Genomic DNA, 24,574 nt, shown 5'->3' with positions numbered 1-24,574 from the left:
TGTCTTGGAGGAGCCCACGCACTTCTCTACTGCGAAGCGCCACGACCCGCATAACGAATGCTTTGTCGGAACCTTTTCGGCCCGCCGGGATTTGCGACCAGATGGGATTGGAGCGCCGGCATGATCAACGACCTCTGGTATAAGAACGCTGTCATCTACTGCCTGTCGGTCGAGACATTCATGGACGCGAACGGTGACGGCGTGGGTGATTTTCAGGGCCTGATGCGGCGCCTCGACTATCTCTCCGGCCTCGGCGTGACGGCGATCTGGCTCATGCCGTTCCAGGCGTCGCCCGGTCGCGACGACGGTTACGACGTCTCCGATTATTACAATGTCGACCCGCGTTACGGCTCGCTCGGCGATTTCGTCGAATTCACCCACGGCGCCAAGCAACGCGGTATCCGCGTGCTGATCGATCTGGTGATCAATCATACATCCAGGGACCATCCCTGGTTCCAGGACGCCAGGAGCGATCCGCGCTCGCACTATCGCGACTGGTACGTCTGGTCGGAGAAAAAGCCCGCGAATGCCGATCAGGGCATGGTCTTTCCCGGCGTCCAGAAGACAACCTGGACCTATGACGACAAGGCGAAAGCCTACTATTTTCATCGTTTCTACGATCACCAGCCCGATCTCAATACCTCTCATCCCGAGGTGCAGGCGGAAATCCTCAAGATCATGGGCTTCTGGATCCAGCTCGGCGTCTCCGGTTTCCGGATGGATGCCGCCCCCTTCATCATCGCGACCAAAGGTGCCGACGTCGTCAAGCCTGTCGAGCAGTTCGATATGCTGAGGAAGTTTCGCGAATTCCTGCAGTGGCGCCTGGGCGATTCCATCGTGCTGGCGGAGGCCAATATCCTGCCGAAGGACAATTTCGAATATTTTGGCGATGACGGTGACCGCATGCAGATGATGTTCAACTTCCAGGTCAACCAGGCGCTGTTTTATGCTTTCGCCAGCGCCGATACTCGGCCGCTCAAGAAGGCCATGGAGGCCACGAAACCGCGCCCCGCGACCGCGCAATGGGGCCTCTTTCTTCGCAACCACGACGAACTGGATCTCGGCAGGCTGACGGACAAGCAGCGCGGCGCGGTATTCGCCGCTCTCGGACCCGAAAAGGACATGCAACTCTATGACAGGGGCATTCGCCGTCGCCTGGCGCCCATGCTCGGCGGCGATCGCCGCCGGATCGAAATGGCCTACAGCCTGCTGTTCTCGCTGCCTGGAACGCCTGTTATCCGCTACGGCGACGAGATCGGTATGGGCGATGATCTAAACCTGCCGGAGCGTGACTGCGCACGCACGCCGATGCAATGGTCGACGGAAGCGGAAGGCGGCTTCACCAAAAGTAAAAAGCTTGTCTCGCCCGTCATCAAGGACGGTCCCTATGGCTTCCAGCATGTCAATGTTGCCGAACAACGGCGCGATCCCAATTCCTTGCTGAACTGGACCGAGCGGATGATCCGGATGCGCAAGGAAGCTCCTGAAATCGGCTGGGGCGACTTTTCTGTAATCGACACCGGTGACGACGGCGTGCTGGCTCTTCGTTATGACTGGCGCGGCAATTCCGTGTTGATCCTGCACAATCTGCATGCGCAGCCGGCGGAAGTGACCTTCGATCCCGACATCGGTGAAGACGGACGACAATTGATCGATATTGCCGATGGCGCGAGCAGCAAGGCAGACGAGAAAGGATTTCATACCGTCATGCTCGATGCATACGGCTATCGCTGGTATCGCGTCGGCGGTCTCGACTATCTCCTCAGGCGCAAGGAGATCTAGGGACTTCTCGCCACGACTTCTGCCGTGACGGCTTCCCCCGCCTCACTGGAATTCGAAGATCTGCCGGAAAACACCAGGCGCGATGATCGACAGCGGGTTGATCTGCAGGTTCGGCTGGTCGAACTTGCCTGTCAGCTTGAAGGTGATGCCTATCAGGCCGCGGTCGCTGCCATTGCCGAGGATGACGCCGATCAGCGGCAGTTCGGCGAACAGGCGGTTGAGGCCGTAGGCCGGCATGAAGGTGCCGGTCATGTCCATGTTGCCTTTGCGATCGCSCACAGTGCCCTGGAAAGTCGCGCCGATCTGGTCGCCGCGCAGCACGCCGTTTTCGATGCCGACCATGCCATTGCGCGAAACGACGCGGGCAAAGCCACGCTGGAAGCGCTGCGACGAGGTATCGATATCGCGCTTGACGGCCTCGTTGAGGCTGCGCTGCTCACTTCCAACGGGCGTCGAGACGATCGACCGCAGGCGTTGTTCGTTGACAATCGCGAAGCGGCGCACGTCGAGCGAACCGTCCCAGCCGCCCTCCGCCCCCAGCCGGATCGCCAGATTAAGCAGCCCGCCCTGCATGTGCTGGTAGAGATCGGCGAAACGCGATACCGCCCCGGCATCGCCGCTGGTGATGTTGATGACGCCGCCGTCCTTCATCTGGCTGACCACCGCCTCGCCGCTGTCGGTAACGGCTGAGAAGTTGAGCGCCTGCAGCTTGTCGCCGCGCAGTGATATTTGCGCCTGGAAATTGCCGACCTTCTCGTCGTTGAAGCCGATGACGTTTTTCAGCTTGGCGCGCACCGATACTGCGGTATCGCCGGCATCTCCGTTACCATCGCTGTCCGAGCCCGATTTCAACCGCGCGATGACGGGCCGCGCATCGGCGCTGTCGCCGGAGACCGAGACGTCGAAATTGCCCTTGTTGCGCTTCACCGACAAGGCGAAATCGTCGAGCGAGGAGAGCTTGACGCTATCGAAATCCGCCGAGATCAGCCCGCCCTTTCCGATATCAAGCGACCCGTTGGCGCCGAAACCGTCGCCCTTCAGTCGGAAGTTCCTGATCTGTGTGCTGTCGGCCGGGCCGGATGTTTCGAATTCGGCCGTGGCGGCAATGCCGCTGCCTTTCGCCCAGCCAATCCAAGGCAGTTCGAGCAGCGACTTGGTGAGGTCGAGCTGGACGTCCTGCCTGTCGTCATCGATCCGCGTCAGCACCATCTTCACGCTGCCGCCGACGATGCCGGAAAGCCCGGGTATCAGCTTGTTGCGCTGGTCCTCGGAGAGCGTCGCGGTGATGACGCGCTGCCGCTCCACGCCTGAGGATGCCTCGACCGGCTCGGTAAGATCGATATCGGCCGGGACGCCGTCGATCTGCGCCTTGGCGTCGAGCGTGATCCGTTTCGGATTGCCGTTCAGCGTGCCGTCGACATTGCTGATGATCCGGCCGGAATACGGCTTGGCAAGATCGACGTCGGTGAGCTTCATCGCCGCCGTCCATTCAGCCGGCGGCGGGTTCTGCGAGGAGAGCAGGCCGAAATGCGCCTTCACATTCGCTTCGACTCGCCCCTTGAGATCGTCGGGCGTAAAGCCGGCGCGCTGCAGCACCCGGATCGGCCTGTAGGTCAGAAGCTCGCCGACGGCGTCCGCCGCACCCGAGACCGTAAGGTCGATATCGGCCATCAGCGGCTTGTCGTAGGTGGCGGGCAGGACGAACGTCCCCTGCCCGAGATTGACGGATCGGCCGGAAGGGAAATAGGAGGTGCCGCTCTTGAACGCGATCGTCGCAACAGGCCCCATCAGGTCGAAATGCGCCGCCGTGTCGCGGATCGGCGGAATGTCGCCAGCGACGTTCATCCGCGCGCCCGTGACGTCGAAGGCGATGCGGATCTGGTTGGCGTCAAGCTTCAACCCCTTGCCGCCGGCCGCCTCGTCCAGCCTGCCAGAGGGAATGAAAACGGAAATGGCGGCGTCGGTGACGGTGCCGCCGAAGAGATTGCCGTGCACCCAGGTGCGCACCTTGGGCGCCATCCAGAACGGCCAGAGCTGCTTGATCGCCGTCGCCTCTAGCTTCGCCGACTGGCCGGCGAAGCTGAACTCCGGCGATTTGTTGCCGAGCTTGACATCAAGCGATCCGTAAAGCGCGCCGAGCGGGCTGGAGACGGTCATGTTGGGAAACCGGAATTCCCGCTCAGTGACCATATAACGCCCGGTCGCCTGGATATCGAAGGAAAGCGGCTGCTCGCCGGAGCCGCCGGGTGCTGCCGTGCCGCCGCTGACGAGCAGGTCTATGCCGAAGCCTTTGCCTGCCTGCGGGTCGAGCTTGTCGAGATCGATCAGCGCGCCGTTGAAGGGAATCGTGGTGGCGCCGAACCGGGCGTTCGACCGGGCGATCTCCAGCGTCTGCTTGTCGAAATCATAGACGAGGTTGATCTGCGCGCCGGAGATCTCCTGCGAATCGCCATCCGCATAAATCAGGCCGGGATCGATGTCGATCGTCGCCGCAAGCGTCGGCGCGACAACATCAGCGGCCCGGGTGGCCGATACCGTCAGGTCGGCGAAGGCGCTGAGCCCCTGGCGGATGACGCCCTGATCGTTGCGCTTCAGCGCAAAGGGCGTGAGGTCGGCATGCTTGAGCGTCGCCACGACCTTGGAGACATGCCCGCCTTTCTTCTCGGCCAGCACGTCGAGTTCCGCCACCTCGCCGTTGAGCGCGATCTCGCCGGTCAATTGCAGCGAGGTCGGGCCGGCACGGGCAAAGGCGATATTGTCGATGACGAGCGACAGCGGGCCGTTGGCGGTATCGGCAAGCTTGACGTCGATGCCCGAGATGCGCACCGAATCCGTGGAACCGCGCGTCAGGAACTTGTCGAACAGGTCGAGATGCGAAAAGATCGTCTCGATCGCCGCCGGCATCGCGTCGATGCGCAGGCCGCCGAGCGTGACGGGTGCGCCCGAGGGCAGAAGCGCCGTATCGAGCGCGATATCGTCCGCCTCGATCGCGGTGACCGCGATGCGGCCACGGAAAAGCTGGAGCGGATCGAGCGCCATGCTGATCGAGCGCGTCGTCGACATATGCTCGCCGCTCTCCTGATCGATCATGTTGACGTCGCGCGCTTCCAGCGCCAGCCGGAATCCCGAGGTGAAGCGGATGACGGTGGAGCCGACCTCGGCGCGGTAGCGCGGTCCGGCTACACTGTTCAGCGCCGCCTGCGCCTGCTGCGACAGCGGCTTGTCGAACATGCCGCCCTCGACGGTGAAGACGATGGCGGCGAGAAGGAGGAGAATCAGCCCGAGGAATCCACAAGTCAGCTTCGCCGTACCGCGCATCGGCGAGCGCGGCGGCGGGCAATGAACGATGATCGGATCCTCTGTCTGAGCCGACGGCAAGCGGTCCAGCGCAACGATATCCTTCTTGCGAAACGTGACCTTTTCGCCGCGGATGGCTGACATGCGCCCTCGGGCTCTCCCTTAAGTGAAGAATTGAACCCGGCCATGCTGGACGGGTTTCCGTCCACTATATAATTCGGGGAGAGAAAGTGTCATCCACAAACCCGGCAAAAGAAAGGTTTTCCTAATGGCGGTTCCCGGCATCGGCGTCTCGGCCCCCGATTTCAACCTTCCCCGCGACGGCGGCGGCCGCGTCTCGCTGGCCGAATTCCACGGCAGACCGCTCGTGCTGTTCTTCTATCCCAAGGACGATACGACGGGCTGCACCGCCGAATCATTGGCTTTCACCGCGTTGGCAAGCGAGTTCGAGGCGGCCGGTGCTGCCGTCATCGGCATGTCGCCCGATTCGGCCGCCTGCCATGACAAGTTCATCAAGAAGCACCGTCTTTCGGTAGCGCTCGCCTCGGACGAGGAAAAGACGACGCTGCAGGCCTATGGCGTCTGGAAGGAAAAGAGCATGTACGGCCGCAACTTCATGGGCGTCGAGCGCACCACCTTCCTCATCCGCCAGGACGGCACGATCGCCACCATCTGGCAAAAGGTGAAGGTGCAGGGCCATGCCGAGACCGTGCTCGAGGCCGTGAGGAACCTGGCCGCGTGACCGGGGATCTCACGATAACCTCGCTGCGCGGCGGCGCCATCGATGCGATCTCTTCGGCCGATCTCGACCGCAAGACGGCACTTGCGCAGCAAAGCGCCACCCGCTGGTTCGCCCGTCGGGTGTCGCTGCGCTCGCCGCTCGATGCGGCGCTGCCCGACAGGCCCGGCCGTCCTGACAAACCGGTGCTGACGCCGCCGAACCAGGTGGAGAAGCGCTCGCTGCATACGCTCAAAGGGCGGATCGCCCTGCTGCACGCCATCGCCCATATCGAGCTCAACGCCGTCGATCTGGCGCTCGATATCGTCGCGCGATTCGCGACCGAGCAGGTGCCGAATTCCTTTTTCGACGGCTGGATGCAGGTCGCCTTCGAGGAGGCGAAGCATTTCCGTATGGTGCGTGCCAGGCTCAACGATCTCGGAGCCGATTACGGCGATTTGCCCGCCCATGATGGGCTCTGGCAGGCCGCCCATTCGACCCGCAACGACCTGACGGCAAGGCTCGCTGTCGTGCCGCTGATTCTCGAAGCCCGCGGCCTCGACGTTACGCCGTCGCTGCAGGCGAAGATGCGTCAGACCGGTGATCTCGAAAGTGCCGATGTCCTCGACGTCATCTACAACGACGAGAAAGGCCATGTCGCCGTCGGCGCAAAATGGTTCCGCTTTCTCTGCGCCCGCGAGAAGCGTGACCCGGCAAAAGCGTTCCAGGAGCTGGTGCGGGCCAATTTCCGCGGACCGCTGAAGCCGCCCTTCAACGACCTTGCCCGCGCCGAGGCCGGGCTGACGCCGTCCTTCTACCGCTCGCTCGCATCGATCAGCCACGCTTGAAGTCACTGAAATTTATGATGCGACGGCGGCAATGAAAGCATTCATTAACCATAACGGTGTCTAATTTCCGAAAGAGGCGTAGAGCATCAATCGGGAGAGCCTGCGTGAACAGCGGACATCAGCACCGGGTATTCGGCAGGCGGGCACAGGAACATATCCTCATCCTGGCAAGCGGCGACAAGGTCCGCCATATGACGGTCCGGCCCTGGATGGCTGCGCTGGCCTTCTGCTTTGTCGGCGTCTTCTCGATCGGCTACCTCTTGGCCACGTCCTATCTCGTGCTGCGCGACGATCTGATCGGCGCCACCATGGCCCGCCAGGCGCGCATGCAGCACGACTATGAAGACCGCATCGCCGCCCTCCGCGCGCAGGTCGACCGCATCACCTCCCGCCAGCTTCTCGATCAGCAGGTGGTCGAAGACAAGGTCGACAAGCTGATGGAGCAACAGATGGCGCTCACCTCGCGCCATGGCAAACTCGACAATCTGCTCGACCGGGCCGAAAGCTCCGGCTTGACGGAAAAGGACGGCGCCCTGCCCGCGCCGACTTCCCCCGTTCAGTCCTATGCGCCCGATATCAAGGACAAGCGTGCTTCGCTCACTGGTGGCGGCATTGAGGCGATCGAGAAACAGCTGGCGAGCGGCGCGCCCGCCGATGCGACGCCGGACAATTCGACGCTCGCCTATGTGCCGGCTGCCGAAACGGTCGGCGACCGTGCCGACCGCATCTTCTCCAAGGTGACGCTGTCGCTGAAAGATGTCGAACAGGATCAGCGCAGTCGTGTCGAACAGCTGACGAACGATGCCGGCAATGCCGCCAACGCCATCGAGACCGTGCTGACCCGCTTCAAGATTCCGATGCCCGAGAGCGCTGCCGAGAAAGACGATGACGATGCGGTCGGCGGCCCCTATGTCGAGCCGGAAAGCAACGACGGTTTCAACAATTCGCTGGTCGCGCTCGACGGCGCGCTGACCCGGCTCGAAGCAGTGCGCAGCACCGCCGAATCCCTGCCCTTCCGCAATCCGGCTATCGGCAAGGACGTGACCAGCCCCTTCGGCAATCGCCGTGATCCGTTCCTCGGCCGCCTCGCGCTCCATTCCGGCATCGACTTCCGCTTTTCGCCGGGCGAAAGGATCCGCCCGACGGCACCAGGCAAGGTGATTTCGGCCGGCTGGACCGGCGGCTACGGCAACATGGTCGAGGTCGATCACGGCAACGGCATCTCGACCCGCTACGGGCATATGTCGGAGGTTCTGGTCAAGGTCGGCGACACGGTCGATCGCAACGACGTCATCGGCCTTGCCGGCAGCACCGGCCGCTCGACGGGCACGCACCTGCACTATGAAGTGCGACAGGACGGCCATGCCGTCGATCCAGTATATTTCATGAATGCCGGCCTTAAACTCGCCACCTATATCAAGTAACTCCTGCCCGGTAACCAACGCTTCACTCTGCAATGGGTGCGGCGTCTCTATTTCTTGACTTGCCGGCCATTYGGGGCTATGTCGCGCTGCATTGCGGCATGCAATCCCGCCGACTCGTTCAGAGTGCGGCCGAACCKGAAYGGAAACAGTTTTCCCTTTGACGACATTTGCTGACCTTGGCTTGAGCCAAAAAGTGCTATCCGCTGTTACGGATGCGGGCTACACGATCCCCACGCCCATTCAGGCGGGAGCCATCCCGTTTGCGCTCGAGCGCCGCGATATTTGCGGCATCGCGCAGACCGGCACTGGCAAGACGGCATCCTTCGTGCTGCCGATGCTGTCGCTTCTCGAAAAGGGCCGTGCGCGTGCGCGCATGCCCCGCACGCTGATTCTCGAACCGACGCGCGAACTCGCCGCTCAGGTCGCCGAGAATTTCGAGAAATACGGCAAGAACCACCGCCTCAACGTCGCCCTCCTGATCGGCGGCGTTTCCTTCGAAGACCAGGACCGCAAGCTCGAGCGCGGCGCCGATGTGCTGATCTGCACGCCCGGCCGCCTGCTCGACCATTTCGAGCGCGGCAAGCTCCTGATGAGCGGCGTCGAGATTCTCGTCATCGACGAGGCCGACCGCATGCTCGACATGGGTTTCATCCCCGATATCGAACGCATCGCCAAGATGATCCCGTTCACTCGCCAGACGCTGTTCTTCTCGGCAACCATGCCGTCGGAGATCCAGAAGCTCGCCGATCGATTCCTGCAGAATCCAGAGCGTATCGAAGTCGCAAAGCCGGCTTCCGCTGCCGCGACCGTGACGCAGCGTTTCGTCGCCTCGCACGGCAAGGATTACGAAAAGCGCGCCGTCCTGCGCGAACTCGTCCGCGCCCAGACCGAACTCAAGAACGCCATCATCTTCTGCAACCGCAAGAAGGATGTCGCCGATCTCTTCCGTTCGCTCGAACGCCACGGCTTCTCGGTCGGCGCCCTGCATGGCGACATGGACCAACGTTCCCGCACGATGACGCTGCAGAGCTTCCGCGACGGCAACCTCCAGCTTCTGGTCGCTTCCGACGTCGCCGCCCGCGGCCTCGATATCCCCGATGTCAGCCACGTCTTCAATTTCGACGTGCCGATCCATTCCGAGGATTACGTCCACCGCATCGGCCGCACCGGTCGTGCCGGCCGCTCGGGTGCCGCCTTCACTCTCGTTACCAAGCGCGACACCAAATTCGTCGATGCGATCGAGAAGCTGATCGGCCAAAAGGTCGAATGGCTGAGCGGCGACCTGACGTCGCTGCCGCCGCCGGCAGAAGACAGCCGGGACAGCGAACGCCCGCGCCGCAACAGCCGCGAACGTGGCGCCAGAGACGGTGCAGCCCGGGATCACGCGCCGAGAGAGCATGGCGACAGGGATCGTGGGCGCGGACGCGGCAATCGCGCCGCCGCGAGTCATAAATCTGATAACGACATACAGGATAATGGCGTCGACGTGATCGAAGCAGCACCAGTAAAGGCCGACATCGTGAAGAACGAGCGCAAAGCAGAGCAGAAGCCGCAGAACAATGCGCGTAACAGTCGGCCTTACCCGGCAAATGATGACAGCCGCGACCGCCGCCGTCATCGCGACCACGACGACGGCCCGACCCCGGTCGGCTTCGGCGACGATATCCCCGCCTTCATGCTGATCGCCGGCAGCGCCAAGGTCTGAACTTCCAATGGGCAGGCCCGGTCTTGATTTTCCGGGTCTCGGCGTCGGCCTGGTGATTCTGCGCGACGCCAGGATCCTTCTTTACAAACGCATGCATCCACCTGAAGCCGGCTATTGGAATATCGTCGGCGGCAAGGTCGATCATATGGAGCCGGCTGAAGAAGCTGCGCGCCGCGAGGCCGAAGAGGAAACCGGCCTGACGATCGGTCGCATCGAACGCCTCTGCATGAGCGAGCAGATTATCGAGGCCGATCGCCAACACTGGATTTCGATCCTCTATCTCGCCCGCGACGTCGAGGGCGAGCCTCAATTGACCGAACCGGACAAGCTTTCGGATTTCGGCTGGTTTCCCCTGGCAAATCTGCCCGAGCCGCTGTCGGCCTTCACCAAAGCCGCGATAGCAGCTTTGCCTGCTGCCGAGCGCGGCGAATAGCTATTCGGCGCGAAGCGACGCCTCATAGGCAAGCCGCACCCATTTCGCCATCAGATCGGGATCGTCGTAGGCTTCGTCGGGGATCGACCAGTAGGGCATCTTCACCGGCTTGCCGTTCTTTCCCTCATAAGTCCATTGCGTGGCGCCGGCAGCGGCAAATTCCGGGGCGCTCGTCTCGTCGGCCTTCAGCAACATCTCGTCGCGCACTTCGAGCGCGATGATGCGCCCGAGATGATAGATGCCTTTGCCGCCGAACATGCGCTTGACCGTGACGGGGCCGAGCCCCTGAAACATTTCCTCGATCCCGGCATTGTCCATTCTCTATTCCCTCGAAATCCCGGCCACTCCAATCACAGCGCGTGATAATCCCGGTTCATATAGATGAGTGCCGGGTGTTTTTCGCTGAAGCGGACGGCAGCGACCTCGCCGAAGACAACATTGTGCGTCGGCATTTCCTTGATGTCGATCACCCGGCAATYGAAGGCGGCAAGCGCGTCGGCCAGCACGGGCGCACCGGTGGCAAGCATCTCGAAACGGGCGCTGGCGAAACGGTCGTCATTGGCAAGCGACGTGCGCCCGGAAAAGGCATCGGCAACGCCCTGATGATGGGCGCCGAGCGTGTTCAGCGCGAAGATACCGCTGCGGAAGAAGATTTCGTTCTTCGGATTGGTGTTGTTGAGGCAGATCAGCACCGAGGCCGGATTGTCCGAGACCGAGCAGGCGGCGGTGATGGTAACACCGCGGCGCAGCTCGCCCATTGCCGTCGTCACGAGCTGCACATGGCCGGCATAACGGCTCATGGCATCGCGATAAAGGCCGGGGTCGATATGCTGCCTGTTCAACACCTGCTTCTCCGTGCGCGCGCTATTCTGCCTGGATCGACTTGCTATCGCGCCAATATGGCGAGCATCGGTTACCTTTTCTACAATAGGACCGGTGAAAAGCGCCGTGTTGCGCTTGTTTTTCTTTGACGATCGCGGCCTTGCGGATAAAAGGGCATGGACGATGGCTAGGGATCTCCGCCTTTCATGATCAACCTGCGTGGCATAGCAGCTTTTCTGGCGCTGCTGGGAGCGGCGGCTGAAAGCCATGCGGCCGGCGTGACGATCGGCGTCGTCGCCCCTCAGAACGGCCCGCTCGCCCTGCTCGGCGCCCAGATTACCGCCGGCGCCGGCTTCGAGATTCAGCGGTCGGGAAATACCCTCGTCGCCATCAACGAGACTTGCGAGGACAATAGTGGTGCTGCGGTCGCCGATGCGCTTGTCAATGCCAAGGTACAGGTTGCAATCGGCTTTCTCTGCAGCGAAACGCTGGAAGGCGCGCTGCCGAAGCTGAAGGACGCCAACATTCCCGCGATCACCGTCTCCGTGCGCTCCCGCATCCTGATGGAGGATGCATTGAAGAACGGCTGGCCGCTCTTCCGGGCAGCACCCGCCGACGGCGCCGAGGCGGCAAAGATCATCGAGGCGATCCTGAAGGACTGGGCCGCCGATCCGATCGCCCTGATCGAGGACGGCACCATTCATGGCCGCGAACTGACGGAAGCGGTGCGCAATGCGCTGGAGCAGAACGGTCTGAAGCCGGTCTTTACCGATACCTACCGTCCGGGACAGGAGCAGCAGATTGCCCTTGTCCGCCGCCTGAAACGGGCCGGCGCCACCAGGGTCTTCATCGGCGGCGACCGCAACGACGTCGCCGTCATCGCCCGCGACGCCAAGGCCGAGAACATCCCGCTGTCCATCCTCGGCGGCGATGCCATGCGCGCTGCCGACCAGCCGCTGCCGCTTGATTCAGGCGTGCGCGCCGTCGCCCTGCCCGAATACGCCCTCCTGCCGGAAGGCACGGCTGCTGCCGATGCGCTGCACGCCAAGGGCATCGAGCCGGAAGGCTATGTCCTGCCGTCGCTGGCCGCGGCATTCATTGCCGGCCAGGCCGGGCAAGCCGCCACTGCGGCGGGCAAGCCCCTCCAGGAGACGCTTCTCGGCACGACATTCCAGACACCGGTCGGCACTATTGCCTTCACCGGTGCGCATGAACTTTCGCAAAATCCCTACCGCCTGCTCGAATGGCGGGGCAACGGCTTTTTTCCACCTGCCGCGCCGACGCAATGAGCGGTGCGCCAGCCTTGAATTCAGGCCCCGCGCTCAAATGGCGGCCCATACGGAGTAAGATTTGATGACGCTGCCCATTCGCATTGCCCCCTCGATCCTCGCAGCGGATTTCGCCAGGCTCGGCGAGGAGGTGCGCGACGTGACGGCCGCCGGCGCCGATTGGATCCATCTCGACGTCATGGACGGGCATTTCGTGCCGAACATCTCCTTCGGCCCCGATGTCATCAAGTCGCTGCGCTCCTATACATCAGCCACCTTCGACTGCCACCTGATGATCTCGCCGGTCGACGACTATCTCGAAGCCTTCGCCAAGGCCGGCTGCGACCGTATCACCGTCCACGCCGAAGCCGGACCGCATCTGCACCGCTCGCTGCAGACCGTCCGCAATCTCGGCAAGAAGGTCGGGGTGACGATCAATCCGGCGACACCGCTCAGCGCCATCGAGAACGTGCTCGACGATGTCGACCTCATCCTGATCATGTCGGTCAACCCCGGTTTCGGTGGACAGAAGTTCATTCCGGCGATGGCGAAGAAGATCGCGGCGGCGAAGTCACTGATCGGTGACCGGCCGATCGAACTCCAGGTCGACGGCGGCGTCACGGTGGAAACAGCGCCTGATATCGCGCGGGCGGGCGGCAACGTCCTCGTCGCCGGCTCGGCAATTTTCAAGGGCGATACGGTCGAGGATTATCGCCGGACCGTCGCCGATTTGCGTCAGGCAGCTGAAGGGGCACGAGCATGAACAAGCTTCTGATCATTGGTGGCATGCTTGCTGCCGCATTTGCCGGCCTGCCCGGCCTGTCACTTGCCGGAGACATCGCCAATATCCAGCCGATCGGCTTTTCCGCCGACGGCAAGGTCTTCGGATTTCAGGAGTTCGGCATCGAGGAGAGCGGCAACCTTCCCTACTCTAACACCTATTTCATCGATACCGAAGACGGTCACTATCTAGAGGGCACGCCCTTCCACACGGAGCTGACCGACAAGGACGCCAATCTTTCCAAGGCGCGGCGGCAGAACCTGACGGCGGCGCGCAGCCAGATGGACAAATACGATCTCCTGACCAATCCCGGCCTGATCGCCGCGTTCAATCCACCGACCGAACTCGGCTCGCCTTCGAAGACGATCCGCTACACGACGCTTGCGACCGACGGTCCGCCGAAAGCGCCTTATACGCTCTCACTCGGCGAGATGCCGGTGCCGACGCCGAAGGATTGCTCTGCTGTGGACAAGCGGGTCATCGGCTTCAGCCTGCAGATGATCGAAAAGGAAGGCGCTCCGAACCGACAGGCGGCGCGCCAGGCCACAGCCGTTCCRGCCGAGCGCGCATGTTCGGTCGAATACCGGATCGGCGGCGCGGTGGTCTACCAGCCGGAAGCCGGAAACCAGGTCCATATCGCTCTCGTCCTGGCCTTCGATGCGACAAGGAACGGACGCTGGATCGCCGTTCCGGTTCATCCCTGAGCATGGATCGCCTTAGGGCTGCATGGCCGCCCTACCCCGATCTGATCGCCGGCGCGTTGCTTTGGGGCATGCAGATGCTTGCCGCCGCCATGCTCGGCCTTTACCTGCGCAACGGCCTGCAGACGAGCCGCCTTGCCGAGGTTGCCGCGCTCTATTTCGCCGGCGGCCTGTTTGCCTGGCCGTTCGCCCTGCCGGTTGCCCGCTTCTTTGCTTATGGCAGGCAGCCGGAAGCGCGTTTTGCCGCTTTTTTCGTAACGCTGACAGCAGCCACGATCCTGATGACCGCCTTCCTCTTCGCCATGGAATACCGCATCTTCTATTCGCGCTGGCACGCGCCCTTCGGCAGTATCGTCTGGGCCTTCCAGTTCGTCTTCACCAGTATCAGCGCCGTCTACCAGTTCCTGGTGATCGGCCTGCGCCTCTTTCTACCGCTCGGCCTCGTCTGCCTTGTCGCAAGCAGCTATCATCTTGCCAAACGCATGCGTTGAGATTGCCGCCCGTCTTTGCTACAGGGGCGCTAAAGCAATTCCAGCAAAAGTGTGCAGCGGTTTTGCGTCCGGAATTGCGTCTTAAACGCTCAACCTCTTGAAGTGAAGGCAGCCGCCCATGATCCCGCGTTATTCCCGGCCTGAAATGGTCGCCATCTGGTCTCCCGAAACCAAGTTCCGCATCTGGTTCGAGATCGAGGCGCATGCCTGCGACGCGCTGGCCGAACTCGGCGTTATCCCGAAATCGGCGGCAAAGACGATCTGGGAAAAAGGCGGCGCCGCCACCTTCGACGTCGACCGCATCGATGAGATCGAGGCCGTCACCAAGCATGACGTCATCGCCTTCCTCACCCATCTCGCCGAGATCGTCGGCCCGGATGCGCGCTTCGTCCACCAGGGCATGACCTCGTCAGACGTGCTCGATACCTGCTTCAACGTTCAATTGGTGCGCGCCACCGACATCCTGCTCGCCGATATCGACCGCCTGCTCGAAGCGTTGAAAAGCCGCGCTTTCGAACATAAGGACACCGTCACCATCGGCCGCTCGCACGGCATCCATGCCGAGCCCACCACCTTCGGCGTCAAACTGGCGCTCGCCTATGCCGAATTCGAGCGCTGCCGCCAGCGTCTCGTCGCCGCCCGCGAGGAAGTCGCGACCTGCGCCATATCGGGCGCCGTCGGCACCTTCGCCAATATCGATCCCCGCGTTGAGGAACATGTCGCCGAAGCGCTTGGCCTGAAGGCCGAACCGGTCTCGACGCAGGTCATCCCGCGCGACCGCCACGCCATGTATTTCGCAACCCTCGGCGTCGTCGCCTCGTCGATCGAGCGGCTGGCAACCGAAATCCGCCACCTGCAGCGCACCGAGGTGCTGGAAGCCGAGGAATATTTCTCGCCCGGCCAGAAGGGCTCTTCGGCCATGCCGCACAAGCGCAACCCGGTTCTGACCGAAAACCTGACCGGCCTTGCCCGCATGGTCCGTTCCTACGCCATGCCGGCGATGGAAAACGTCGCCCTCTGGCACGAGCGCGATATCTCCCATTCCTCGGTCGAGCGCATGATCGGCCCCGATGCGACCGTGACGCTGGACTTCGCCTTGTCGCGGCTCGCCGGMGTCATCGAAAAGCTGCTCGTCTATCCCGAGAACATGGAGAAGAACCTCAACAAGTTCCGCGGCCTCGTCCATTCGCAGCGCGTCCTGCTGGCACTGACACAGGCCGGCACCTCCCGCGAGGACGCCTACCGCCTGGTGCAGCGCAACGCCATGAAGGTCTGGGAACAGGGCAAGGATTTCCTGGAAGAGCTGCTTGCCGACGCCGAAGTCCGCGCTGCGCTTTCGGAAGAGGACATCCGCGAAAAATTCGACCTCGGCTACCATACGAAGCACGTGGACACGATTTTCCGCCGCGTTTTCGGCAACGCCTGAGCGATCTGCAATCAACGATATAGCGGCGCCCTTGCAGGCGCCGTTTTCATATCTAGCTTTTCTCAAGCGGCCGTTGTTTTTGTTTCGGCCCTTTGGCGGCCACAGGACGTTTGCGTGCCTCCGCCTTTTTCGACGGTGCCGCATGTGCTGCTTCGGTTGATTCCGATGTCCTGCAAGCCTCCGTCTCGCCCCTGCCCTTTGCGGCCTTGGCGACCAGCTCGTCGAGACGTTTCAGCTCTTCCTCGTCGAGATTCTCGATGCCGATGAAACGGTTTTCGGCATGGCTTGTCAGGATGATTTCGTTGAGCTTGGCCTGGATCGCCCGCGTGTCGCGTGTCTGGGCGTTCTGCAGCACGAAAACCATCAGGAAGGTGATGATCGTCGTGCCGGTATTGATCACCAGCTGCCAGGTTTCCGAATAATCGAAGAAGGGACCGAGTGCCGCCCAGATGACGACGGCGATCAGCGCCAGGATGAAGATGACGGGTTTGCCCGCCCATTCCGATACCTTTGTTGCGAAGTGGGCAAACAGATGCTTCATCGTCACCACAAAGATCCTCCCTCGACGTCTCCAGAGCATGATGTCGGCGACATCATGCTCTCGGCTAAACAAACTCCGAGGCAGGATCGAGGTTCCCCAGGGATCCGAGATTCCCCCTGGGGGGGCCGGAATTCCCCGCAGGCAAGGCCGTGGTTATGCTGTGACTTCCCGCGCAATCAGCTTGCGATAGAGATGCCAGGTCGCATGGCCGAGGATCGGGATAACAAGCGCAAGCCCGGCAAAGATCGGGATCGTGCCGATGAAGAGCAGCGCGGCGACAATCAGGCCCCAGAGCAGCACCGGCACCGGATTGATGACCATCGCGCGGATCGACGCCGTTACCGCGGCCACCGCCCCGACGTCGCGGTCGAGCAGCAGCGGAAAGGTGATGACGGTCATTGCAAGCACGAYGAGCGCAAAGACGAAGCCGATCAGATTGCCCCAGATGATCAACTGCAGGCCCTGGGACGTGCCGAAGACCGAACGGAAGAAATCCGCCATGCTGCGCGGAAACACCTCGCCGAGCAGATTGCTGTAGAGCGTCTGCGCCGTCACCAGCCAGACGACGAAGAAGGCACAGAGCATCAGCCCGACCGCAACGATCGCCGGCAGCGCCGGCGAATGGCGCACCTCAAGCGCATGCGTCCATGACGTGTCGAGGCCGGCCTCGCGCCGGCGGCTGATCTCGTAGAGGCCGATCGCCGCGATCGGGCCGATCAGCACGAAGCCCGCCATCAGCGGGAAAACCATGGGCAGAAGATTGGCCCCCGAGGTCCAGAGCGTCAGGAAGACGCCGGCGATCGGGTACATCAGGCACAAGAACACATAGTGGGATGGTTTCTCCATAAAATCGTCGTACCCGCGCTTCAGCGCGTCGAAGACATCTGCGACGCCGATGCGATTGACGACGGGCCGTGTGAGACCTTCGCTTGCACCTGTCATAACATGAAATGCCGCCATGGCTTTCTCCTCCTCAGCCGAGACATGGCCGGCGGCGGGTAGGCATCGGCGGGCAAGCCGACACGAAATCCGCAACCGGCACTGGAGGAATATAGCAACTTTCACGGCCCGTGTCGCTCCCTCCCTTGAAATCCCCCTCTTGACATCTTGGACCAGCTTTCTCACATCGGCGGCATCATGAAAGCCTCAGACGCAGATATCCTCATCATCCCCGGTTACACCAATTCCGGCCCGGGCCACTGGCAGAGCCGCTGGGAGGCAAAGCTCAGCACGGCGCGGCGCGTCGAACAGGCCGAATGGACGAAGCCGGTCCGCGAGGATTGGATCGCCCGCATCGCCGAGGAGGTGAACGCCTCGACCCGTCCGGTCGTTCTCGTCGCCCATTCGCTGGGCGTGCCCTCGATGATCCACGCCATCCCGCATTTCCGCACGCCTGTGGCAGGCGCCTTTCTCGTCGCCCCGCCCGATGTCGCCAATCCCGATATTCGCCCGAAGCACCTGATGACCTTCGGTCCCTATCCGCGCGATCCGCTGCCCTTCCCGTCGATTACGGTCGCCAGCCGCAACGATCCGTTCGGCAGCTACGAGCATGCCGACGATGTCGCCAGCAGCTGGGGCTCCTTCCTCGTCGATGCCGGCGAAGCCGGTCATATCAATGCCGATTCCGGTCATGGCCCCTGGCCCGAAGGCACCATGGTCTTTGCCCAGTTCCTCGGCCGGCTCTCTGTCTGATCGAGGAAAAGGCGCCATCCCGCTTGTTGAGCAACTGCTTTCTAAGTCTTTCTTAATGGAATGACAGCAGACTGCGCCGAAGTGAAATAAGCGAGAATGCCCGTGAAGAAAGCCAATCCAGAGGCCGGTGATCCGCATGGCGATGCCGCAGCGGCTGAGGCAGGCATCGGCAATGGGGCAGCCGACGATTCCGACCTGGCCGAGCGGGAGAGCCGCTGGAATTATGCGCTCGTCGGCTCGGGCCTTGGCGTATGGGATCACAATTACCGTCTCGACCGGAAATATTACTCGCCGACGTGGAAAACCATCCGCGGCATGGCGCCCGACGAGGAAGCCGACGGCGATTACGAGGCTTGGCTGCAGCTCGTCCATCCCGACGATCGCGATTTCGTCGTCCATGCGATCGACCGGCAGAACGCCGGCGATCCCAATTACCAGATCTTCGAATATCGCGAGCGTCACAAGGACGGTCACTGGGTCTGGATCGAGTGTCGCGGCGCGTGCGTCGAATGGGACGAGAACCGCGTGCCGACGCGCATCATCGGCACGGATACGGATATCACCGCCCGCAAGCAGGCCGAGGAGACGCTGTCGCGTTTGTCGCGCCGGCTCGATCTGGCGCTGGAGGTTTCCCGCATCGGCGTCTTCGAAGCCGATATCGAGCATGATACCGTCGAATGGGACGACCGCCTCATCGCCATTTACGGGCTGCAGGGCGCCTCGCGCCAGATCGCCAGCGACGCCTGGGCGAAAAGCCTGCATCCCGAAGACCGCGAGCGCGTGCTTGGCTTGTCCGACCGTAGCGTCGAAAGCGGCCGCGATTTCCAGCAGGAATACCGCATCATCCGCGGCGACGGCGTCGAACGTGTCATCCGCGCCCGCTCGGCCTTCTTCATCGACGGCAACGGCCACCGCAAGCTGATTGGCGCCAACTGGGACGTCACCGAGGAAGTCGCGCTCCGCAACGAGCTGCAGCGCGCCAAGGATCTGGCCGAGGCGCGCAACCGCGAGCTCGAAGCCGCCAAGGAGAGCATCGAGCACCTGGCGCTCCACGACTATCTCACCGGCCTGCCGAACCGCCGATATCTCGACAAGATGCTGGGCGAGCGTTCGGCCGAATGCCGGGCCAAGGGCCTGGCACTGGCGATCCTGCATATCGATCTCGACCGCTTCAAGCAGATCAATGACACGCTCGGCCACCGGGCCGGCGACGCCATGCTGCAGCATGCCGCAAGCGTACTGAGGAATTCCGTCCGCGCCGCCGATTTTGTCGCTCGCATTGGTGGCGATGAATTCGTCATCCTCTGCGCCGTCGATCCCGCGTCGAAGAAGATCGCCGGCCTTGCCGAACGTGTTATCCGCGAATTGCGCAAACCCGTCAGATATGAGGGGCACGATTGCCGTTTCGGCGCCAGCGTCGGCATCGCCATCGATAGCGGACCGACGCTCGACGTCAAGCAGGTGCTGCTCGACGCCGATATCGCCCTCTATCGTGCCAAGGGCCTGGGCCGCAACCGCTTCGAATTCTTCTCGGCCTCTGCCCGCCGCGACATCATCTCCGCCAAGCACCTTGCCGACGAGATCCTGATCGGCCTCGAGCGCAATGAATTCGTGCCCTTCTACCAGCTGCAGTTCGATGCTCGCACGCTCGATGTTGCAGGCGTCGAAACGCTAGCCCGCTGGCAGCACCCGGTGCACGGGCTGCTGACGCCAGACCGCTTCCTCGATATCGCCGAGGATCTCGACGTCGTCTCGACCATCGACGCCCTCATCTTGGAGCGCGCCATTGCCGACCGGAAGGCGTGGCTGAAGGACGGGCTGCCGATCCCGAAGATATCGGTCAACGTCTCCGCTAGGCGGCTCGCCGATCCCGATCTCGGCAAAAAGCTTCGTGCCCTGAAGATCGAGCCCGGCACATTCTCCTTCGAACTGCTGGAATCGATCTCGCTCGACGATTGCGACGAGGCGGTGGCCGCCAACCTGAAAAAGCTGCGCAAGCTCGGCATCGACATCCAGATCGACGATTTCGGCACCGGCCATGCCTCGATCGTCAGCCTGCTGCGATTGAGCCCGAAGACTCTGAAGATCGACCGCGAGCTGATCCGCATGCTKCCGCAATCGGCCGAGCAGCGCAAACTCGTCGGCTCGATCATCGATATCGGCCGCTCGCTGAACATCCTCGTCATCGCCGAGGGCGTCGAAACGGCGGATCATATCCGGATTCTCGAAGAACTCGACTGTGACACGTTGCAGGGCTACGCGCTCGCCCGGCCGATGCCGGCCATGCAGATCCCCTCCTTCATCCGCGCCGGAAGCTGGCGCCACGGGCAAATTGCCGCTCGCGCGCTACAGACGCAGCTTCGCCGCGCGCTGCCAGGCAGAGCCGCCAAATAAAAACCTGCATAAGCGGCCCGCCATTTCGCCTTCATTCCACCGTACTGGAAAAGGCGCTACACTCGTCCTGCGAATTCATTCGATTCTCTTGKCGGTATTCCGTAAAATCGGAAACCGGGACCGCGAAATCCGGAAACCGGGGCCACGAAATCTGGAAACCAGGGAAGGAGCGACAGGCGGATTGTGAAACCCTCTCTTTTCCTTTAAGGGGACGCCACGAGATCGATCCACTCGCGCTATCCCAAGAGCGCCAACAATAGAGAATGACCACGATGAACCGTCGCCGCCGTATCTACGAGGGCAAGGCAAAGATTCTGTATGAAGGCCCGGAACCGGGCACTTTGATCCAGTTCTTCAAGGACGATGCCACTGCCTTCAACAAGAAGAAACACGAAGTCATCGATGGCAAGGGCGTCCTCAACAACCGCATCTGCGAATATATCTTCAGCCATCTGAACAAGATTGGCATCCCTACTCATTTCATCCGCCGGCTCAACATGCGCGAGCAGTTGATCAAGGAAGTAGAGATGATCCCGCTGGAGATCGTCGTGCGCAATGTCGCCGCCGGTTCTCTCGCCAAGCGCCTCGGCATCGACGAAGGCGTCGTGCTGCCGCGCTCGATCATCGAATTCTATTACAAGTCCGACGCGCTCGACGATCCGATGGTCTCCGAAGAGCATATCACCGCCTTCGGTTGGGCAAACCCCGCCGAACTCGATGACATCATGGCGCTTGCCATCCGCGTCAACGACTTCATGACCGGCCTCTTCCTCGGCGTCGGCATCCAGCTCGTCGATTTCAAGATCGAATGCGGCCGCCTCTTCGAAGGCGATATGATGCGCATCATCCTCGCCGACGAAATCTCGCCGGACAGCTGCCGGCTCTGGGATATCGAAACCCACGAGAAGATGGACAAGGACCGCTTCCGCCGCGACCTCGGCGGGCTGCTCGAAGCCTATTCCGAAGTTGCGCGCCGTCTCGGCATCATCAATGAAAACGAGCCCGTGCGCGGCACCGGCCCGGTTCTCGTCAAGTAAGGCAGGAAAGACAAAGTGATCAAGGCTCGTGTCACCGTCACGCTGAAAAACGGCGTTCTCGATCCGCAGGGCAAGGCTATCGAGGGTGCGCTTGGCGCCCTCGGCTTCTCGGGCGTCGGCCATATAAGACAGGGCAAGGTCTTYGACCTGGAGCTGGAAGGCGCCGACAAGGGCAAGGCCGAGGCCGACCTCAAGGCCATGTGCGAAAAACTGCTCGCCAACACGGTGATCGAGAACTACGCAATCGCGATCGACTGATGATCACAGACCCGTCGTCCGGCGGACTTTGAGGATTTGGCGTCATGATGAAAGCAAAGCTGGAGACGGAAGTCTCGAAATATATGAGCTATGTTTTGCGTCATGCGCCTGATGCCGCGGGTTTGACGCTTGATAGCGAGGGTTGGGTGTCGTTCGATGAGCTCGAAAAGGTGTTGGCGTCGAAATACGACGTTTCCCGCGCCGATATTATCGAGATTGTCGACAACAATCCAAAGAAGCGCTTCACGCTCGCCGATGGCAGAATTCGCGCAAACCAAGGTCATAGCGTCGATGTCGATCTCGCATTGAACCAGGTTGAACCGCCCGCCGCTCTTTTTCACGGCACGTCTCTGACGAACTGGCACTCGATCGAGCGCGAAGGCTTGAAGAAGATGCAGCGGCACCACGTTCATCTGTCGGCGGATGTCGAAACGGCGAAAATTGTCGCAGCGCGCCGCAAGGGTGAACATATCATCCTGCGTGTGGATGCGGCCCGCATGTTTTCAGAGGGTCATTCTTTCTTTGTCTCCGACAATGGAGTATGGCTCGCCGAAAGCGTTCCAGTTCAATATCTTTCGCGAAACGCAGGGACCCCATGAAATCAGCCGTCGTTCAACTTCCGGGCCTCAACCGTGACCGCGACATGATCGCCGCCCTGACCAAGATCTCCGGCAAGCCGCCGGTGACGATCTGGCAGACGGAAACCGAGATCCCCGATGTCGATCTGATCGTCATCCCCGGCGGCTTCTCTTATGGCGATTACCTGCGTTGCGGCGCGATCGCCGCCCGCATGCCGGTCATGCAGGCGATCATCGACAAGGCTGCAAAGGGCGTGAAGGTGCTCGGCGTCTGCAACGGCTTCCAGATCCTCGTCGAGGCCGGCCTCCTGCCCGGCGCGCTGATGCGCAATTCCTCGCTGAAATTCGTCTGCCGTGAGATCAAGCTCGAAGTCGTCAACGCCGAGACGGACTTCACCCGCGCCTACGCGCAGGGCCAGGTCATCCGCTGCCCGGTTGCCCATCACGACGGCAATTATTTCGCCGACGAAGCGACGCTGGCTGCGATCGAAGGCAATGGCCAGGTGGTGTTTCGTTATGCCGAGGGCACCAATCCGAACGGCTCGATCAACGACATCGCCGCTGTCATGAATGAAAAGGGCAACGTGCTCGGCATGATGCCGCATCCCGAAAACCTGATCGAAGCCGCTCATGGCGGCTCGGACGGTCGCGGGCTCTTCGCCTCGGCGCTCGACGTCATCGCCGCCTGAGCCCGCACCTTGCCCAAAAACGCACAGCGGTCTTGGGCAACGGCATGCACCCGAAAATCCTTCCGTCCGGATCTGGAGCAAGATTGATGCGCCCTCGCCTCGCAAACGCCGCCCTGTTGACCGCTGTCGCAGCCATGGTCGCAGCCTGCCAGACGCCGGCGCCGACAGGCCCGAACCGCGCCGCGCTGCCGACCATGGAACGCGTGGCGCTCGGCGCCAATGCCTGCTGGTTCAAATCGGGCGATCCGGCCTTTGCAGCCTATAAGCTCGCGCCGGAGCTCAATTCCTTCTCCGGCCGGCCGCGCATCCTGCTTGTCCACAAGGGCAGCCCGGAAAGCCGGCCGCTGCTCGTCGTTCAGGCCGAAGGAAGCCCGTCGCGCCTGCAGGCCTTCGGTCCGATGATGTCGGAACCGGTCGCCGGCCGCATCACCACCGACGTCAATCGCTGGTCGGCAGGCAGCAAGGCCTGCAGCTGATCGCCCCGATCAGTCCGCAAAGGTCGATCAATCCCAGAAAAACGACTTGCTGACTTCGCGTGCCGCATCCGACTGCGACACCCCGATATCCTTGAGTTCAGCCGCCGTCAGGCCTCTCAGCGCGCGCCGGCCCTCCCGCTTCTGCTGCCAGAGAAGAATGGCGGCCCATATCCGCTTGAGACGCGTCGTCTCCTCGGCAGGCGCGGTCGGCAGGACAATTTGTCTCCTGTCGTCATAAGAGACAATCGGTACAATCGGCATTTTCATTTCGGGTAAGGCAGACATCCCAGAATCCTCTCGGTTCGTCCGTTCGGATTGTCTCTTAGGCTTGACGGGTACAATGTGGCAATATATACAATTGTCACCATGACAAATTGGCTTCCTGATATTTCCCGTGGTTCCGGGCCGGTCTATCTCCGGCTTGCCGACAGCATCGAATCCGCCATATCAAGCGGCACCCTGCCCGCTGGCAGCAAATTGCCGCCGCAGCGCAACCTCGCCTATGATATCGGCGTGACGATCGGCACGATCGGCCGCGCCTATGCGCTGGTGCACGAGCGCGGCCTCGTCGCCGGCGAGGTCGGGCGTGGCACCTATGTGCTGAACCGCTCCGAGACGCCGCCCGGCGAACAGATCGACCCGCTGACCGTCTCGCTCGGCGGCACCCGCGTCCACGATGCGCCTGCCAACAAGATCCGCTTCGATACGACAGCCGCCCCCGATCTCGGCCAGGGCAAGGTCATCGCTGGTATCCTTGCCGAGATCGGCGAGCAGCATTTCTCCGAGATTTCTTCCTATTCCCGCAATTTCCCGAGCAACTGGTTCGAGGCCGGCCGCCTCTGGCTTGCCCGCAGCGGCTGGATGCCGGAAGCCGAAAACATCGTGCCGACGCTCGGCGCCCATGCGGCGGCGATCTCAGTCATTGCCGCCGTCTCGGCGCCGGGCGACAAGATCGTCTTCGAGCATCTCACCTATACGCAGGTCAGCCGCAGCGCCCGCCTTCTCGGCCGGCGCACGCTGACGGTCGAGTCTGATGAACTGGGCGTCATCCCCGAGGATTTCGAGCGGCTCTGCCAGCAGCAGCACCCGAAGATCGCCTTCCTGATGCCGACTGTCCACAATCCGACGGTGTCGATCATGCCCTATGAGCGGCGCGTGGCAATCGCTGCAATCGCCAGGAAACACTCGGCGGCTGGCTGATAGAGGACGAGCT

At 62.0% G+C, this 24,574-nt stretch carries 24 protein-coding genes and 1 pseudogene; 19 read left to right on the top strand and 6 right to left on the bottom strand.

Features of this window, described 5'->3' with window-relative positions; translation table 11 throughout:
- Window positions 1-120: 120 nt before the first annotated feature.
- Entirely contained in the window at window positions 121-1,782 is a 1,662-nt protein-coding gene (locus tag AC1ECN_RS24340) for an alpha-amylase family protein (protein WP_018072239.1), read from the top strand.
- 42 nt (window positions 1,783-1,824) lie between these two features.
- Here AC1ECN_RS24340 and AC1ECN_RS24335 read toward each other — a convergent pair whose 3' ends face one another.
- Window positions 1,825-5,223, bottom strand: coding sequence for a hypothetical protein (locus AC1ECN_RS24335; RefSeq protein ID WP_477954337.1), 3,399 nt, complete (start codon window positions 5,221-5,223; stop codon window positions 1,825-1,827).
- A gap of 124 nt (window positions 5,224-5,347) precedes the next feature.
- Here AC1ECN_RS24335 and AC1ECN_RS24330 point away from each other — a divergent pair, with 124 nt between their 5' ends.
- The 5 genes from AC1ECN_RS24330 to AC1ECN_RS24310 all read left to right on the top strand — a co-directional run bounded on the left by AC1ECN_RS24330 (window position 5,348) and on the right by AC1ECN_RS24310 (window position 10,207).
- Entirely contained in the window at window positions 5,348-5,821 is a 474-nt protein-coding gene (locus AC1ECN_RS24330) for a peroxiredoxin (protein WP_018072241.1), read from the top strand.
- Complete coding sequence (locus AC1ECN_RS24325; protein ID WP_130672649.1) at window positions 5,818-6,645, top strand: ferritin-like domain-containing protein; 828 nt, start codon at window positions 5,818-5,820, stop codon at window positions 6,643-6,645. The genes AC1ECN_RS24330 and AC1ECN_RS24325 overlap by 4 nt, the downstream gene beginning before the upstream one ends.
- A gap of 104 nt (window positions 6,646-6,749) precedes the next feature.
- Window positions 6,750-8,069: a peptidoglycan DD-metalloendopeptidase family protein gene (locus AC1ECN_RS24320; RefSeq protein WP_130672650.1), complete on the top strand. Its 1,320-nt coding sequence runs from the start codon at window positions 6,750-6,752 to the stop codon at window positions 8,067-8,069.
- Window positions 8,070-8,226: 157 nt separating this feature from the next.
- Window positions 8,227-9,774 carry a DEAD/DEAH box helicase gene (locus tag AC1ECN_RS24315; protein WP_477954336.1) on the top strand — a complete coding sequence of 516 codons (1,548 nt, stop codon included), beginning with the start codon at window positions 8,227-8,229 and terminating at the stop codon, window positions 9,772-9,774.
- Between the two features lie 7 nt (window positions 9,775-9,781).
- A complete protein-coding gene (locus AC1ECN_RS24310) occupies window positions 9,782-10,207 on the top strand; it encodes an NUDIX domain-containing protein (RefSeq protein ID WP_130672651.1) in 426 nt (141 codons plus the stop codon).
- Here AC1ECN_RS24310 and AC1ECN_RS24305 read toward each other — a convergent pair whose 3' ends face one another.
- Both AC1ECN_RS24305 and AC1ECN_RS24300 read right to left on the bottom strand, forming a co-directional pair.
- The gene (locus AC1ECN_RS24305; RefSeq protein WP_018072246.1) at window positions 10,208-10,525 is read right to left on the bottom strand and encodes a TfoX/Sxy family protein; all 318 of its coding nucleotides are present in this window, start codon (window positions 10,523-10,525) and stop codon (window positions 10,208-10,210) included.
- Window positions 10,526-10,557: 32 nt separating this feature from the next.
- The gene (locus AC1ECN_RS24300) at window positions 10,558-11,052 is read right to left on the bottom strand and encodes a flavin reductase (RefSeq protein ID WP_477954334.1); all 495 of its coding nucleotides are present in this window, start codon (window positions 11,050-11,052) and stop codon (window positions 10,558-10,560) included.
- Window positions 11,053-11,235: 183 nt separating this feature from the next.
- Between AC1ECN_RS24300 and AC1ECN_RS24295 the strand changes: the two genes are divergently transcribed.
- The 5 genes from AC1ECN_RS24295 to purB all read left to right on the top strand — a co-directional run bounded on the left by AC1ECN_RS24295 (window position 11,236) and on the right by purB (window position 15,696).
- On the top strand, window positions 11,236-12,318 hold the full coding sequence (locus AC1ECN_RS24295) for an ABC transporter substrate-binding protein (protein WP_130661666.1): 1,083 nt from the start codon (window positions 11,236-11,238) through the stop codon (window positions 12,316-12,318).
- 64 nt (window positions 12,319-12,382) lie between these two features.
- On the top strand, window positions 12,383-13,060 hold the full coding sequence (gene rpe, locus AC1ECN_RS24290) for a ribulose-phosphate 3-epimerase (RefSeq protein ID WP_018483726.1): 678 nt from the start codon (window positions 12,383-12,385) through the stop codon (window positions 13,058-13,060).
- Window positions 13,057-13,782, top strand: coding sequence for a DUF2259 domain-containing protein (locus tag AC1ECN_RS24285; protein ID WP_018072250.1), 726 nt, complete (start codon window positions 13,057-13,059; stop codon window positions 13,780-13,782). Before rpe ends, AC1ECN_RS24285 begins: the two co-directional genes overlap by 4 nt.
- A gap of 2 nt (window positions 13,783-13,784) precedes the next feature.
- The gene (locus AC1ECN_RS24280) at window positions 13,785-14,270 is read left to right on the top strand and encodes a hypothetical protein (RefSeq protein WP_018072251.1); all 486 of its coding nucleotides are present in this window, start codon (window positions 13,785-13,787) and stop codon (window positions 14,268-14,270) included.
- A 118-nt stretch (window positions 14,271-14,388) separates the two neighbouring features.
- A complete protein-coding gene (gene purB / locus AC1ECN_RS24275) occupies window positions 14,389-15,696 on the top strand; it encodes an adenylosuccinate lyase (RefSeq protein WP_018072252.1) in 1,308 nt (435 codons plus the stop codon).
- A 52-nt stretch (window positions 15,697-15,748) separates the two neighbouring features.
- Here the strand turns inward: purB and AC1ECN_RS24270 are convergent, their stop codons facing one another.
- Both AC1ECN_RS24270 and AC1ECN_RS24265 read right to left on the bottom strand, forming a co-directional pair.
- The gene (locus AC1ECN_RS24270) at window positions 15,749-16,237 is read right to left on the bottom strand and encodes a low affinity iron permease family protein (RefSeq protein ID WP_130656934.1); all 489 of its coding nucleotides are present in this window, start codon (window positions 16,235-16,237) and stop codon (window positions 15,749-15,751) included.
- A 153-nt stretch (window positions 16,238-16,390) separates the two neighbouring features.
- Window positions 16,391-17,197 (bottom strand): DUF2189 domain-containing protein, encoded by an 807-nt coding sequence (locus AC1ECN_RS24265; protein WP_477954331.1) that lies wholly within the window; start codon window positions 17,195-17,197, stop codon window positions 16,391-16,393.
- 177 nt (window positions 17,198-17,374) lie between these two features.
- On the opposite strand from AC1ECN_RS24265, the gene AC1ECN_RS24260 reads away from it, so the two are divergent.
- The 7 genes from AC1ECN_RS24260 (at window position 17,375) to AC1ECN_RS24230 (ending at window position 23,361) form a co-directional block, all read left to right on the top strand.
- The gene (locus AC1ECN_RS24260; RefSeq protein WP_130672653.1) at window positions 17,375-17,929 is read left to right on the top strand and encodes an RBBP9/YdeN family alpha/beta hydrolase; all 555 of its coding nucleotides are present in this window, start codon (window positions 17,375-17,377) and stop codon (window positions 17,927-17,929) included.
- Between the two features lie 96 nt (window positions 17,930-18,025).
- Entirely contained in the window at window positions 18,026-20,323 is a 2,298-nt protein-coding gene (locus AC1ECN_RS24255; protein WP_130672654.1) for a bifunctional diguanylate cyclase/phosphodiesterase, read from the top strand.
- Window positions 20,324-20,595: 272 nt separating this feature from the next.
- A complete protein-coding gene (purC, locus tag AC1ECN_RS24250) occupies window positions 20,596-21,360 on the top strand; it encodes a phosphoribosylaminoimidazolesuccinocarboxamide synthase (protein WP_003540062.1) in 765 nt (254 codons plus the stop codon).
- A 15-nt stretch (window positions 21,361-21,375) separates the two neighbouring features.
- The gene (purS, locus tag AC1ECN_RS24245) at window positions 21,376-21,618 is read left to right on the top strand and encodes a phosphoribosylformylglycinamidine synthase subunit PurS (RefSeq protein ID WP_018072257.1); all 243 of its coding nucleotides are present in this window, start codon (window positions 21,376-21,378) and stop codon (window positions 21,616-21,618) included.
- Between the two features lie 44 nt (window positions 21,619-21,662).
- Window positions 21,663-22,217, top strand: coding sequence for an RNA 2'-phosphotransferase (locus tag AC1ECN_RS24240; protein WP_018072258.1), 555 nt, complete (start codon window positions 21,663-21,665; stop codon window positions 22,215-22,217).
- On the top strand, window positions 22,214-22,885 hold the full coding sequence (purQ, locus tag AC1ECN_RS24235; protein WP_018492937.1) for a phosphoribosylformylglycinamidine synthase subunit PurQ: 672 nt from the start codon (window positions 22,214-22,216) through the stop codon (window positions 22,883-22,885). The genes AC1ECN_RS24240 and purQ overlap by 4 nt, the downstream gene beginning before the upstream one ends.
- Window positions 22,886-22,971: 86 nt before the next feature.
- A complete protein-coding gene (locus AC1ECN_RS24230; protein ID WP_018072260.1) occupies window positions 22,972-23,361 on the top strand; it encodes a hypothetical protein in 390 nt (129 codons plus the stop codon).
- Between the two features lie 27 nt (window positions 23,362-23,388).
- Here the strand turns inward: AC1ECN_RS24230 and AC1ECN_RS24225 are convergent, their stop codons facing one another.
- Entirely contained in the window at window positions 23,389-23,646 is a 258-nt protein-coding gene (locus AC1ECN_RS24225; RefSeq protein WP_130655637.1) for a DUF1127 domain-containing protein, read from the bottom strand.
- An 81-nt stretch (window positions 23,647-23,727) separates the two neighbouring features.
- Between AC1ECN_RS24225 and AC1ECN_RS24220 the strand changes: the two are divergent.
- A pseudogene (locus AC1ECN_RS24220) lies at window positions 23,728-24,574 on the top strand (aminotransferase class I/II-fold pyridoxal phosphate-dependent enzyme); the annotation flags it as partial.

This window comes from Rhizobium sp. 01N447_2, assembly GCF_056399245.1.
Note: the sequence above shows the minus strand (reverse complement) of the source record. Positions and strands in the feature narration are given on the sequence as shown.